Origin of the sequence: Caulobacter vibrioides, from assembly GCF_002858865.1 — a bacterium.
Classification (GTDB): domain Bacteria; phylum Pseudomonadota; class Alphaproteobacteria; order Caulobacterales; family Caulobacteraceae; genus Caulobacter; species Caulobacter vibrioides.
Genome location: NZ_PJRR01000008.1, coordinates 212,938 through 225,853, shown reverse-complemented (window position 1 = coordinate 225,853; position 12,916 = coordinate 212,938). Strand labels below are relative to the sequence as shown.

Annotated in this window: 11 protein-coding genes and 1 pseudogene; 7 read left to right on the top strand and 5 right to left on the bottom strand. The window is 69.1% G+C overall.

Going from position 1 to position 12,916, the window contains the following annotated elements; genetic code table 11:
• The first annotated feature begins 110 nt into the window (after window positions 1–110).
• A complete protein-coding gene (locus CVUC_RS05185; protein WP_035017693.1) occupies window positions 111–305 on the top strand; it encodes a cold-shock protein in 195 nt (64 codons plus the stop codon).
• 120 nt (window positions 306–425) lie between these two features.
• Here the strand turns inward: CVUC_RS05185 and CVUC_RS05180 are convergent, their stop codons facing one another.
• Window positions 426–2,702 (bottom strand): NADP-dependent malic enzyme, encoded by a 2,277-nt coding sequence (locus tag CVUC_RS05180; protein WP_096033919.1) that lies wholly within the window; start codon window positions 2,700–2,702, stop codon window positions 426–428.
• Window positions 2,703–3,037: 335 nt separating this feature from the next.
• Between CVUC_RS05180 and uraH the strand changes: the two genes are divergently transcribed.
• The 6 genes and pseudogenes from uraH to guaD all read left to right on the top strand — a co-directional run bounded on the left by uraH (window position 3,038) and on the right by guaD (window position 9,572).
• Window positions 3,038–3,385, top strand: a complete 348-nt coding sequence (gene uraH / locus CVUC_RS05170) for a hydroxyisourate hydrolase (protein ID WP_010920473.1) — start codon at window positions 3,038–3,040, stop codon at window positions 3,383–3,385.
• Window positions 3,385–4,833 (top strand): xanthine dehydrogenase small subunit, encoded by a 1,449-nt coding sequence (gene xdhA / locus CVUC_RS05165; protein ID WP_096033918.1) that lies wholly within the window; start codon window positions 3,385–3,387, stop codon window positions 4,831–4,833. Before uraH ends, xdhA begins: the two co-directional genes overlap by 1 nt.
• Window positions 4,826–7,165 (top strand): xanthine dehydrogenase molybdopterin binding subunit, encoded by a 2,340-nt coding sequence (xdhB, locus tag CVUC_RS05160; RefSeq protein WP_096033917.1) that lies wholly within the window; start codon window positions 4,826–4,828, stop codon window positions 7,163–7,165. Before xdhA ends, xdhB begins: the two co-directional genes overlap by 8 nt.
• A pseudogene (locus CVUC_RS20790) lies at window positions 7,165–7,239 on the top strand (hypothetical protein); the annotation flags it as partial. The gene xdhB and the pseudogene CVUC_RS20790, both read left to right, overlap by 1 nt.
• 40 nt (window positions 7,240–7,279) lie before the next feature.
• Entirely contained in the window at window positions 7,280–8,296 is a 1,017-nt protein-coding gene (gene xdhC / locus CVUC_RS05155) for a xanthine dehydrogenase accessory protein XdhC (protein ID WP_096033916.1), read from the top strand.
• The gene (gene guaD / locus CVUC_RS05150) at window positions 8,283–9,572 is read left to right on the top strand and encodes a guanine deaminase (protein ID WP_096033915.1); all 1,290 of its coding nucleotides are present in this window, start codon (window positions 8,283–8,285) and stop codon (window positions 9,570–9,572) included. The genes xdhC and guaD overlap by 14 nt, the downstream gene beginning before the upstream one ends.
• 129 nt (window positions 9,573–9,701) lie before the next feature.
• On the opposite strand, the gene CVUC_RS05145 is transcribed toward guaD, so the two are convergent.
• Genes CVUC_RS05145 through CVUC_RS05130 form a run of 4 tightly spaced genes read right to left on the bottom strand, consistent with a single transcriptional unit; the run spans window position 9,702 to window position 12,705 of the window.
• Entirely contained in the window at window positions 9,702–10,673 is a 972-nt protein-coding gene (locus tag CVUC_RS05145; RefSeq protein WP_096033914.1) for a nucleoside hydrolase, read from the bottom strand.
• Between the two features lie 9 nt (window positions 10,674–10,682).
• Window positions 10,683–11,099, bottom strand: a complete 417-nt coding sequence (gene hpxZ / locus CVUC_RS05140) for an oxalurate catabolism protein HpxZ (protein ID WP_096033913.1) — start codon at window positions 11,097–11,099, stop codon at window positions 10,683–10,685.
• Entirely contained in the window at window positions 11,096–12,490 is a 1,395-nt protein-coding gene (locus CVUC_RS05135) for an AtzE family amidohydrolase (RefSeq protein ID WP_096033912.1), read from the bottom strand. Before CVUC_RS05135 ends, hpxZ begins: the two co-directional genes overlap by 4 nt.
• Window positions 12,487–12,705: a hypothetical protein gene (locus tag CVUC_RS05130; RefSeq protein ID WP_164468179.1), complete on the bottom strand. Its 219-nt coding sequence runs from the start codon at window positions 12,703–12,705 to the stop codon at window positions 12,487–12,489. Before CVUC_RS05130 ends, CVUC_RS05135 begins: the two co-directional genes overlap by 4 nt.
• Window positions 12,706–12,916 lie beyond the last annotated feature (211 nt).

Below are 12,916 nucleotides of genomic sequence, written 5' to 3'. Positions count from 1 at the left end.
GCGGCGGCGCCGCTCGCGGCCCGCGTCCCCCGCGCAGCTTCGATGCTCCGCGCGGCGGCGGCGGCGGCGGCGGCTTCTCGGCCGGCACCGGCGAGAGCGGCACGGGCGTCGTGAAGTGGTTCAACACCACCAAGGGCTTTGGCTTCATCCAGCCGGACAACGGCGGCGGCGATGTGTTCGTGCACATCTCGGCCGTCGAGCGCGCCGGTCTGCGCGGCCTGAACGAAGGCCAGCAAGTCGGTTATGAGCTTGAGCAGGACCGCCGCTCGGGCAAGACCTCGGCCGGCAACCTGCGCATCCTCTAAGACGCCAGGACAAGAAAAGGCCGCCCCGAGGGACGGCCTTTTCCAGAGATCTTCGGAAGGCCCCGTTCGACGCTGACGTGTCGGACGGGGCCTTTTGTCGTTCAGGCCTGTTTCGCGCGCCTAGCTGGACGCGCGCTCGGACACCGCCTGATTCACCGCCAGGGCGGTCAGGTTGACGATACCGCGCGCCGTCACGCTGGGGATCAGCACGTGCAGCGGCTTGGCCATGCCCAGCAGCACCGGGCCGACGAGCAGGGACTCCGTCGCGGCGCTGAGCAGGGTCAGGCCGATATTGGCCGCATCCAGCGTCGGCATGACCAGCAGATTGGCCGAGCCCTTCAGGGGGCTGTCGGCCACCATGCGATCGCGCAGGTGCTGGCTGAGTGCGGCGTCGGCATGCATTTCGCCGTCGACCTCCAGATCCGGCGCCTGGGTGCGGAGCAGGGCCAGGGCTTCGCGCATCTTGCGGGCGGTCGGCGAGTCGCTGGCCCCGAACGAAGAATGCGACAGCAGGGCCGCCTTGGGCGTCAGGCCAAAGCGGCGAACGGCCTCGGCCGCCAGCTGGGTGCATTCGGCGATCTGCTCTGCGGTCGGATCGACATTGACGTGGGTGTCGCAGAAGAACAGCGTGCCCTTGTCCAGGATCAGCGACGACATCGCATAGACCCGGCTGACATTGTCGCGGCGCGGGATGATCGGCAGGGCGTACTTCATGTGCTGCCACCAGTCGCCGCTGCCGCCGACCAGGGCGGCCTCGACATAGCCGGTCGCCAGGAGCATGGAGGCTGCGACGGTGCGACGGCCGGTGACCCGGCGCTCGGCCGCGATCGGCGGCACGCCCCGACGTCCGACCAGGCGCTGGTAGTCGGCGATCAGCGGCGCGAACAGATCCTTGTCGGCCTGGGGATCGATGATTTCGACCTTGCCGGCCAGACGCAGTCCCAGCTCTTCAATCTTGCCGGTGATGATCTCACGGCGGCCCACCAGCACCGGGTAGGCGAGACCTTCGTCCACGACGGTCTGTACGGCGCGCAGCACGCGCTCGTCCTCGGCCTCGGCATAGGCGACCTTGACCGGCTGCTTGCGAGCCCGCTCGAAGACCGGACGCATCAGCTGGCCGGAGCGATAGACGAACAGCTCCAGCTCGGCCTGATAGGCGTCGAAGTCGGCTATCGGGCGCGTGGCCACGCCGCTTTCCATCGCCGCCTTGGCCACGGCCGGGGCGATCTGCAGGATCAGGCGCGGGTCGAAGGGCTTGGGGATGATGTACTGCGAGCCAAACACCGGCGCGGCGCCGCCATAGGCGCTGGCCACCACTTCTGAGGCCTCGGCGCGCGCCAGTTCGGCGATCGCCTCGACGGCGGCGACCTTCATCGCCTCATTGATCTCGCTGGCGCCGACGTCCAGCGCGCCCCGGAAGATGAAGGGGAAGCAGAGGACGTTGTTGACCTGGTTGGCGTAGTCGCTGCGGCCCGTAGCCATGATCGCGTCGGGGCGGCTCTCATAGACCAGTTCCGGCAGGATTTCCGGCTCGGGATTGGCCATGGCCAGGATCAGCGGGTTGGGCGCCAGCAGCGGCAGCCATTCCGGCTTGAAGACGCGCGGGGCCGACAGGCCCAGGAAGATGTCGGCGCCCGGCAGCACCTCGGGCAGGGTGCGGGCGTCGGTCTGGCGGGCGTAGCGCGCCATGTTGTCGGGCATGTCCGGCTCGCGGCCGGCGTGCACGACGCCCTTGATGTCGGTCAGGGTGACGTTCTCGACCGGCAGGCCCATCGACACGAGGAGATCAACGCAGGCCAGGGCCGCCGCGCCGGCGCCCGAGGTGACCAGCTTGACGTCCTTGAGCTGCTTGCCCTGGACGAGCAGGGCGTTGCGAACGGCCGCGGCGCAGACGATGGCGGTGCCGTGCTGGTCGTCGTGAAAGACCGGGATGTTCATCCGCTCGCGCAGCTTGCGCTCGATGATGAAGCATTCAGGGGCCTTGATGTCCTCGAGATTGATCCCGCCGAAGGTGGGCTCCAGCGCCGCCACCACCTCGATGAAGCGGTCTGGATCCTTGGCGTCGACCTCGATGTCGAACACGTCGATGCCGGCGAACTTCTTGAAGAGGACGGCCTTGCCCTCCATCACCGGCTTGGAGGCAAGCGGGCCGATGTCACCGAGGCCCAGCACGGCGGTGCCGTTCGAGATCACGGCCACCAGATTGCCGCGCGCGGTGTAGTCGCGCGCCAGCTCAGGGTTCTCGGCGATGGCGATGCAAGGCGCGGCGACGCCGGGAGAATAGGCGAGGGCGAGGTCGCGCTGGGTGGCCATCCGCTTGGTGGCCTCGATCGCCAGTTTCCCGGGCCGCGGCAGCCGGTGATAGTCCAGGGCGGCTTTGCGGAAATCCTCGTCCATCGATCGTTCCTCTGGGCGGCCTGCGCGGCGCGGTTATCCTGCCTCGTCTGAGCGCGAAGCGTCACGAGCCTTGCTAGCGGTGTTGGCGCGGCAATTCCAACCCTTCGCCGCCCGATCTGTGTTTTTTCTTGGTAGCGGTACCAATTGGGCGGCGAGCGCGGCGGCGATTTCGGGTCTGCTAAGTAATAAAACTATTATATATTGCCTCTGCTTCGGGCGCCCGCCGCCCCCAATCTTGGCGCTCCGCCTTCCAGAGCCGCCAGGCCGGGCAAGGCGCTGGACAGGGCGTCCGGAGCGACCGAGCATCGCTCGACGGGATAATCAGGGGACGGCGCATGAGCGGACTGACGACACACATCCTCGATCAAGCGTCCGGGAAACCGGCGGCGGGCGTCGGGGTCCGGGTGTCGCGCCGTGACGGCGAGCAGACGCAATGGCTGGCGGAGCTCCGCACCGACGCTGACGGCCGGGCGCGGCTTGTCGCCGGCGAGGACCTGGCGGTCGGTGGCTATCGCCTCGAGTTCGCGATCGGCGACCACTTCAAGGCGTCGGGCCTGCCCGTCAGCGATCCGCCGTTCCTCGATGTCGTGGTGATCGACTTCGCGGTCTCGAACCTGGACCAGCATTGGCACGTGCCGCTGCTGGTATCGCCCTACGGCTATTCCACCTATCGGGGCAGCTGATGGGCGGGGTGATCCGCTTCTGGCTGGACGGCGAGGTCCAAGAGGTCCGTGGCGCCAATCCAACCACGACCCTGCTGGAGCATCTGCGTGGGCCGATGCGCCGCACGGGGACCAAGGAAGGTTGCGCCGAGGGCGACTGCGGGTCCTGCACGGTGCTGGTCGGCGAGGCTGACGGGGACGGCGTCGCCTGGCGGGCGGTCAACAGCTGCATCCAGTTTCTGCCCATGCTGCACGGCAAGGCGCTGATGACGGTGGAGAGCCTGGGCGCCAGGGCCGGGTGTGACCAGGCCCTGCACCCGGTGCAGCAGGCCATGGTCGACAAGCATGGTTCGCAGTGCGGCTTCTGCACGCCCGGTATCGTCATGTCGCTCTACAGCCGCGCGGTCGGAGCCAAGGGCGCGGACGCGCCGGTAGGCGAAGTGCTGGCCGGCAATCTATGTCGCTGCACCGGCTATGGCCCGATCATCGAGGTCGCCCAGGGTGTCGAGGCTGAAGCGCCGCCGGCGGTCGATCTGTCGGCCGTGAGTGACGAGACCATGCTGCGCCTCACCTTCGAGGATGAGATCCACGGCGTCACCCGCACCTGGCTGGCGCCGCGTTCGCTCGAAGAATTGGCTGAAGCCTATCTGGCGCATCCCGATGCGACGATCGTCGCCGGTGCGACGGATGTCGGCCTGTGGGTCACCAAGCAGCGACGCGCGCTGCCGACCCTGATCAGCCTTTCCGAGGTGGCTGAGCTCAAGACGCTGGAGGAAACGCCGGAGGGCCTGCGCATCGGCGCCGGCGTGCGCTATGTCGACGCCCTCGATGCGATCTCTGCGCTCTATCCGGATCTGGGCTTGATGATGCGTCGCCTGGGCTCGACCCAGGTGCGCAACAGCGGCACGATCGGCGGCAACATCGCCAACGGCTCGCCCATCGGCGACATGCCGCCGGCCCTGATCGCGGCGGGCGCGCGGCTGGTGCTGCGGCGTGGTCCCGAGCGCCGCGAGCTGGCGCTGGAGGACTTCTTCCTCGCCTACGGCCAGCAGGACCGGCGGCCAGGCGAACTCGTCGAGGCGGTGTTCGCACCGCGCCTGGACGCGGGTCGCCTGTTCAAGGTCTTCAAGCTGTCCAAGCGCTTCGACCAGGACATTTCGGCGGTGTGCGGGGCGTTCTCGCTGGCCATCGAAGGGGGCGTGGTGACCGACGCCCGCATCGCGTTCGGCGGCATGGCCGGTACGCCCAAGCGCGCCCTGGCCTGCGAGGCGACCTTGACCGGCCAGCCATGGACCGAGGCGACGATCGAGGCGGCCATGGCCGCGCTCGACACCGACTACACGCCGATGAGCGACATGCGCGCCTCGGCCGCCTATCGCGCCTTGGCCGCCCGCAACATGCTGCGCAAGGTGTTCCTGGAGACGGAAGGCGTCGAGGCCCGTGTCACGCCGGAGAGCGCCCATGGCTGACTCCGCCGCCGCCGCGCCGACCAAGGCGCCTCCGCAGGGCGTTCACGCCGCCTTGCCGCACGACAGCGCCGCCCGACATGTGGCCGGGTCCGCCGTCTATATCGACGACATGCCCGAGCCTGTCGGTCTGCTGCACGTGGCCTTCGGGCTCAGCGACCGGGCGCATGCCAGGATCACCCGGATGGACCTGTCGGCGGTCCGCGCCGCGCCGGGCGTGGTGCTGGTGATCTCGGCTGAGGACATCCCGGGCGAGAACGACGTCAGCCCTGTCATCCATGACGACCGACTGTTCGCGGACGGCGAGGTCTACTGCGTCGGCCAAAGCCTGTTTGCGGTGGCCGCGACCTCGCTGGCCGCCGCCCGCGCCGCCGCCGCCAAGGCCGTGGTGGAATACGAAGACCTGCCCGCCGCGATCGACATCGCCGCCGCCCGCGCCATTGACCTGACCATTGAGGCCAGCCAGCGCATGGCGCGGGGCGACGCCCAGGCCGCGCTCGCAGCTTCTCCCCGTCGCGTGCAAGGCAAGTTCGCGATCGGCGGTCAGGATCACTTCTATCTCGAAGGCCAGATCGCCCTGGCGACGCCGCGCGAGGACGGCGACGTTCACGTCTGGTCGTCCACCCAGCATCCCACCGAGGTGCAGCACCTGATCGCCCGCGTGCTGGGCAAGCCCGACCACTGTGTGACGGTCGAGGTGCGCCGCATGGGCGGGGGCTTTGGCGGCAAGGAGACGCAAGCCTCGCTGTTCGCCGCAACGGCCGCTCTGGTGGCGGTGAAGACCGGTCGTCCAGCCAAGGCGCGTCCGGATCGCGACGAAGACATGGTCATGACCGGCAAGCGGCATGACTTCGAGGCCGTGTATGACGTCGGCTTCGACGAAGAGGGGCGGCTGACGAGTCTATCGCTGGCGCTGTCGTCGCGCTGCGGGGCCACGACCGATCTTTCGCCGGCGATCAACGACCGGGCGATGTTCCACGCCGACAACGCCTACTACCTGCCGGCGGTCGAAATCCTGTCGCACCGGTTCCGCACCCATACGGTCTCGAACACCGCGTTCCGAGGCTTCGGCGGGCCGCAGGGCATGCTGGCGATCGAGCGGATCATGGACGCGGTCGCCGCCGACCTTGGCCTGGACCCCTTGGAGTTGCGTCGGCGCAACCTCTATGGCGGCGAGGGCCGCAACCTGACGCCCTATCATCAGGTGGTCGAGGACAATGTCGCCCCGCAGCTGATCGAGGAACTGGCGGCCTCGTGCGACTACGCCGCTCGCCGTCGCGAGATCGAGGCGTTCAACAGGGCCAGTACGGTGCTGAAGAAGGGCATAGCCCTGACGCCGGTGAAGTTCGGCGTCTCGTTCACCACCACGCACCTGAACCAGGCCGGGGCTTTGATCCATCTCTATGCCGACGGCTCGATCATGCTGAACCACGGCGGGACCGAGATGGGGCAGGGGCTGAACACCAAGGTCGCCCAGATCGTCGCCCAGGCGTTCCAGGTGGATATCGCGCGGGTGAAGATCACCTCGACCGTCACCGACAAGGTGCCCAACACCTCGGCCACCGCCGCCTCGTCGGGCGCGGACCTGAACGGCATGGCGGCCCTCAACGCAGCCGAGACGATCAAGGCGCGCTTGGTGGACTTCGCGGCCGCCAAGTGGGGCGTGGCCCAGGCCGACGTCGCCTTCACGCCCGACGGCGTGCGGGTGGGCGGCCAGACCCTGGCGTTCGAGGCCTTCGTTCGCCAGGCCTATCTGGCGCGGATCTCGCTGTCGGCCACCGGCTTCTACGCCACGCCCAAGATCCACTACGATCGCGCCACCCATACGGGCCGGCCGTTCTATTATTTCGCCTATGGCGCGGCCTGCAGCGAGGTGCTGATCGACACCCTGACCGGCGAAATGAAGGTCACCCGCGCCGACATCCTGCACGATGTGGGCAAGTCGCTGAACCCGGCCCTGGACCTGGGCCAGATCGAGGGCGGCTTCATCCAGGGCATGGGCTGGCTGACCACCGAGGAGCTGGTGTTCGACGCCCAAGGGCGCCTGCGCACCCACGCGCCCTCGACCTACAAGATCCCCACCTGCGGCGACCGTCCGGCCCATCTGGACGTGCGGCTCTGGAAGGCCGGGCGCAATGTCGAGGCCACGGTGCACCGCTCCAAGGCCGTGGGCGAGCCGCCGCTGATGCTGGCGATCTCGGTCCATTCGGCGATCACCCATGCGGTGGCCAGCGTCGGGGATCACAAGGTGTTCCCCCAGCTCGACGCGCCGGCGACGCCCGAGGCGATCCTGATGGCGTGCGAGGATGTGCGGAGGCGGGCGCGTGATGTCTGAATCCCTCTTCCATAGGGAGAGGGAGGGGCCCGCCGCGAAGCGGTGGGAGGGTGAGGGGTTACGCCGTCATCCGCTGAAACCCCTCACCCCTACCCCTCTCCCTAAAGGAGAGGGATCATGAGCAACTGGGCCCGCGCCGCGCTCGCCCGCCTCGACGCCCGTGACGAGGCGGCCCTGGTCACCGTGCTGGCCACCGAGGGCTCGGCCCCGCGTGAGGCCGGGACCAAGATGGTCGTCTGGCGCGGCGGGCAGGCGGGTACGATCGGCGGCGGCAATCTTGAGTACCGCGTCGCGGACCAGGCGCGACGCATGCTGGACGGTGGCCAGGCGCATTTCGCGATCCAGGACTATCCGCTGGGGCCGCTGCTGGCCCAGTGCTGCGGCGGCCGGGTGCGGCTGTTCCTCGAGCGCCTGAACGACAACAGCCGCGACTGGCTGACCGACGCGGCCAAGCGCATGGACGCGGCTCAACCGTTTGAGGTCCGCACCCGGTTCGAGCCGGGGCTGCTGACCAAGACCATCGCGCCGATCCTCTCCACCGAGGCCGACGGTCCGCTGGTGTCGCTGGCGGGTGCGCCCGCCACCGCGCGCGGCGCGCGGCCGGAACTGGGCGATGTGCTGGTCGAACGCGCCGACGCGCCGCGTCCGGCGCTCTTGCTGTTCGGCGCCGGCCATGTGGGCCAGGCGATCGCCCGGGCGTTCGAGCCGCTGCCGTTCCGCCTTTCCTGGTACGACAGCCGCCCCGAGACCGCCGAGATCGGCGGCGTCACCGTGCTGGAGCCCGCCGAACTGGCCGCCAAGGCAATGGGCGCGGGGGCGGACGCCTATGGCCTGATCCTGACCCATGATCACGCCCTGGACTACGCCCTGGTGTCGGCCGGGCTGGCGGGCGGCGGCTTTTCCTATTTCGGGGTCATCGGCTCGAAGACCAAGCGCGCCCGGTTCATGAAACGGTTGCGCGATGATGGTTTCTCGGAAGCCGTGCTGACGCGCCTGACCTGTCCGATCGGCCTGCCGCACCTGAAGAGCAAGGCGCCCGAAGTTATCGCCGTGTCGGTCGCCGCCGATCTCCTGATGCGCCAGGAAGCGGCGCGCATTCGTAACGACGAGATGTCCAGTGCAAGCGTTTAGAGCCTCGATCCTCCACCTGCTGGACGATCCCGCCAAGGCGGCGGACGGCGCGGTCGCCTTCCACGAGGACGGCCTGTTGCTGGTCGAGGACGGCCGCGTGGTCGGCTGCGGGGCCTATGCCGAGCTCGCCCCCTGGCTGGGCGGCGCCGAGCTTGAGGACCTGACCGGCCATCTGATCACGCCGGGCTTTGTGGACACCCACATCCACTTCCCGCAGGTCGACGTCATCGCCGCCCATGGCAAGCAGTTGCTGGACTGGCTGGAGCAGCACACCTTCCCGGCCGAGGCGGCGTTCGCCGATCCCAAGCACGCGGCCGACACCGCCGCCTTCTTTCTGGACGAGCTGCTGCGCAACGGCACCACGACGGCGCTGGTGTTCGGCTCGGTGCACAAGGTCTCGGTCGACGCCCTGTTCGCCGAGGCCTATGCGCGCGACATGCGGCTGATCGCCGGCAAGTCGCTGATGGACCGCAACGCGCCGGACGGCCTGACCGACACCGTCGAGAGCAGCCGCGAGGACATGCAGGCCCTGATCGCCGACTGGCACGGCAAGGGGCGCCTTGGCTATGCGGTGACGCCGCGCTTTGCGATCAGCTGCAGCGACGCCCAACTGGCCATGGCCGGCGAGATCCTGGCCGAGCACCCCGACGTCTGGATGCAGACGCACCTGTCGGAGAACCTGCACGAGATCAAGGAGACGGCGCGGCTGTTTCCCAAGGCCAAGGACTATCTGGACGTCTATGACCGCTTTGGTCTGCTGCGCCAGCGCTCGGTCTTCGCCCACTGCGTCCACCTGAAGGGCGACGCGTTCCGGCGCCTGGCGGCCAAGGGCGGGGCGGTGGCCTTCTGTCCGACCTCGAACCTGTTCCTGGGCTCGGGCCTCTTCCCGCTGGAGGAGGCCTGCTCGCACGGCGTGAAGGTCGGTATGGGCACCGATGTGGGCGCCGGCACCACCTTCTCGATCCTCCACACCCTGGGCGAGGCCTACAAGGTCGGCCAGCTACGCGGCGATGCGCTGGACCCGTTCCAGGCCTTGTATCTGGCCACCCTGGGCGGGGCGCGGGCGCTGGACCTCGATGACAAGATCGGCAACCTCGCGCCGGGCAAGGAGGCTGATTTCCTGGTGCTGGATCTGGCGGCGACGCCGCTGATCGCGCGGCGGCTGGCGGGGGGCAAGAGCCTGGCCGACAAGCTCTTTGCGCTGACGGTGCTGGGGGATGATCGGGTGGTGGCCCGGACGTACCTGGCGGGCGTGGAGCGGTGGCGGCGGGCGTAAAGCAATCCTCCCCCTAGCGGGGGAGGTGGTCGCGACGCGACCGGAGGGGGAAGCGTCTGAACGCTTGCCTCTTCCCCCTCCGTCGTCTCTTCGAGCCGACACCTCCCCCGCTAGGGGGAGGATTTTCAATCAACCGTACTTCGCCGCCATCGTCTGTGCGTACAGCGTCAGCAGTCGCGCGCCGTCGACGGCCACGGTCGCGGCCTGGATCGGCTGGTCGTCCCAGGCGCTGGGGCCGAACAGCTCGCCCTCGGCCTTCTGGCAGGTCTGGCCAAGCGCGATGCCTTCGGTGACCACGCGCACCGAACCGCGACGCACCGTGAACAAGCTCGGATCGATCACATAGGCCACCGCCGCCGCATCGTGCACGCAGCAGCCGACCACGCCGTCCCGCTCGCCATAGAAGGCCGCATAGGGCTTGGAGATGGCGTTCAGGAAACCGCAGGCGTCGCTGCCGCCGGCCGCCAGGGCGTCCATATAGTCGGGCGACATCACGACCTGGGTCGTCACGTCCAGGCTGACGGCGGTCAGGTTCCAGGGGGCGGTGAACACCTGGTCGGCGGCTTCCGGATCGTTCCAGATATTGGCCTCGGCCACAGGCGTGACATTGCCCGGCTTACCGGCCACGCCGAACGCGCCGCCCATGATCACCACCGACTTCAAGAGAGTGGCGACCTCCGGATCGGCCTGCAGGGCCAAGGCCAGGTTGGTCAGGGGACCAACGGCGCACAGCACCACTTCGCCCGGATACTGGCGGGCCAGGTCGGTGATCGCCTGATGGGCGGGCTTGGCTTCCGGCTGAGCGGGAACAAGGCCCGTCAGCTCCACATCGCCCAGACCGTTCACGCCATGCACGAAGGTGGGCGAGGGGTTGCGCGGACGCGTCAGCGGCTTGTCCGTGCCCTTGTAGATCGGGGCCGTCAGGCCGAAGCGGTCCTTCAGGTACAGCGCGTTGCGGGTGGTGGTCTCGATATCGGCGTTGCCGAAGATGGTCGTCACCGCGATCAGGTCGAGGGCGGGGCTCGCCTCGATGAACAGCAGGGCCATCGCGTCGTCGATGCCGGGATCGGTGTCGAAGATGATCTTGGTCGGGGTCGTCATTCGAGGGCTCTAGCGCTTTTCGTTAGAGGAGGCGAGCCGTTGATCGGCGCTCTCCTGCATCAGGGAGACATGGGCCGAGGCGACCTTCCAGCCGTCGGCGGTGCGGATCCAGGTCTGGCTCTGGCGGCCGATCCTGCCGGTGTCGTCGCGGCGGAATTCGACATGGGCGACGGCGACGTCCGACCCGAAGGTGGTGATCTCGGTCCGCAGACGGGTGCGCGGCGGCGAGCCGCCGGCCCGGCCGACGCGGAAGGCGGCGATCTCGTCAAAGCCCCAGAGGTTCTCGGCCACGCCCAGCCGCACCGTGTGCGGCGAGGCCCAGAAGGCGGCGTCCAGCGTTTCCACGTCGTTGGCCATCAGCGCGACTTCGTAGGCGTCGACGAGGGCGGTGACCTCGGCCAGCACGGCGGGATCGTTGACGATCATAGCGCCCCCGTCGGCGGATGGGCGGCGACCACGCCGGCGCGTTGCAGGCGAAGTGCGGCGGCGAAGGCCAGGTCCTCGCGCCAGGGCGGGGCGATGATCTGCACGCCGATCGGCAACTGGCCCGGACGGTTCACCGGCGCGGCCAACACCGGCAGGCCCACATAGCTGATGGGCTGGGTGAAAGCCCCGAGGTTCTTGCGCACGGATACCGGAACCCCGTCCATCTCCATGGTCGCCTGGCCGATCGGCGGGGCGGGGCACACTGACGCTGGAGCCAACAGGATATCGTAGCGCTGGAAGACCTCGCGAACCTCGTCGCGGAAGATCGTGCGGAAGCGCTTGGCGGCCTCAGCCACGCCGGCGGGCAGCAGGGCGCCGGCCAGCAGGCGGTCGCGGACGGCGGGGTCATAGTCCATGGCGCGCCTGGCCAGATCCTCGTGATGCAGCTCGCCACCCTCGAACGCCGTCAGGCAGAAGGCGGCGGCGCGGGCGGCCTGGGCGTTCTGAAGGGTGACCTCATCCCGCGCCTCCAGCGCGTCGGCGACCCGGCCTAGCGCCGCCAGCACCTCCGGAAAGGCGCCTTGCTGAAACCAGCCGCCCAGCACGCCGACACGCAAGGGCTGCTCGGCCAGGGCGTCGAGGCGACCCGCCAGCGGTTCGGCGTCGCGGATGCAAATCGGGTCGCCCGACGGGTCTGGCCCTTGCAGGACATCGTAGGCCAGGGCCAGATCCTCGACCGAGCGCGCGAAGGGGCCGACATGGTCCAGGCTCTCGACGAAGGGGAAAACCCCCTGGCGCGACAGGCGGCCATAGGTGGGCTTGAGGCCGAACACCCCGCATAGCCCCGCCGGGATGCGGATCGAGCCGTTGGTGTCCGAGCCCAGGGTGAGCGGGACCAGACCCGCCGCGACGGCCGCCGCCGAGCCGCCCGACGAGCCGCCGGCGATCCGCGTCGGATCGTGCGGATTGCGCACGGGCCCATCGTGGGCGTTCTCGGTGACGAAGCCGTAGGCGAACTCGTCCATGTTCAGCGCGCCGACCAGAACAGCGCCGGCGGCGGTCAGACGCTGGACCAGGGTCGCGTCATGCGCGGGCGGCGCGGCGGCGCGGCGGATCTTCGATCCGGCCAGGGTGGGCAGGCCCTCGAGGTCGAACAGGTTCTTCACCGCGAAGGGCACGCCGGCCAAGGGGCCGACAGGACGTCCCGCCGCGAGATCGGCGTCGACGGCTTCGGCGGCGGCGAGCGCGCGCTCGGCGGTGACGGCGGTGAAGGCGTTGATGCCGCCGTCCAGGCGTTGGATGCGCGAGAGGGTGGCTTCAGTCACCGCGCGTGCGGTGACGCGGCCGGCGCGGACCTCGCCGGCGATCTCGACGACGCTGCAGAAGCTCACGGCTGGAACGTCTCCGGGGCCTCGCCGGCCGCCTCGCCGAGCGCGGCGACAAACAGCGCGGTCTGGCTCTTCAGCAGGACGAGGTTGTCGATCACGCCCGGCAAGGCGGGGGCGGGCAGTTCGACGCCCCGCTCGGCGGCGCGGCGCGGCGCCCAGGCGGCCATCTCGAAGTCGTCGAGGGCCAGAAAGGCTGTCGTCTCCGCATCGAGCGCCATGGGCGGACTCCATAAGTAAGAAAAAACTTCATACACCCGGGTTCGCCGGACGCGCCAGTCCCGCTGTTCCCGCCAGCCGCATCCGCCCAAGCCCGCGTCATTTGCGCGGCGGATCGCTCGCCTGGAAGGCAGGTCCGCGCCAAGCGGCGGGACGTCGTCGCTTGCCCTTAGCCCCCGCCCACGGTTCGGCTCAGATGCGCTTGTAAGAAGG

Excerpts from the sequence above, each read along its gene's own strand:
- CVUC_RS05130 (WP_164468179.1), bottom strand. The coding sequence starts at position 12,705 with ATGGCGCTCGATGCGGAGACGACAGCCTTTCTGGCCCTCGACGACTTC.
- uraH (WP_010920473.1), top strand. The coding sequence starts at position 3,038 with ATGAGCGGACTGACGACACACATCCTCGATCAAGCGTCCGGGAAACCG.
- CVUC_RS05145 (WP_096033914.1), bottom strand. The coding sequence starts at position 10,673 with ATGACGACCCCGACCAAGATCATCTTCGACACCGATCCCGGCATCGAC.
- CVUC_RS05180 (WP_096033919.1), bottom strand. The coding sequence starts at position 2,702 with ATGGACGAGGATTTCCGCAAAGCCGCCCTGGACTATCACCGGCTGCCG.
- xdhB (WP_096033917.1), top strand. The coding sequence starts at position 4,826 with ATGGCTGACTCCGCCGCCGCCGCGCCGACCAAGGCGCCTCCGCAGGGC.
- hpxZ (WP_096033913.1), bottom strand. The coding sequence starts at position 11,099 with ATGATCGTCAACGATCCCGCCGTGCTGGCCGAGGTCACCGCCCTCGTC.
- xdhA (WP_096033918.1), top strand. The coding sequence starts at position 3,385 with ATGGGCGGGGTGATCCGCTTCTGGCTGGACGGCGAGGTCCAAGAGGTC.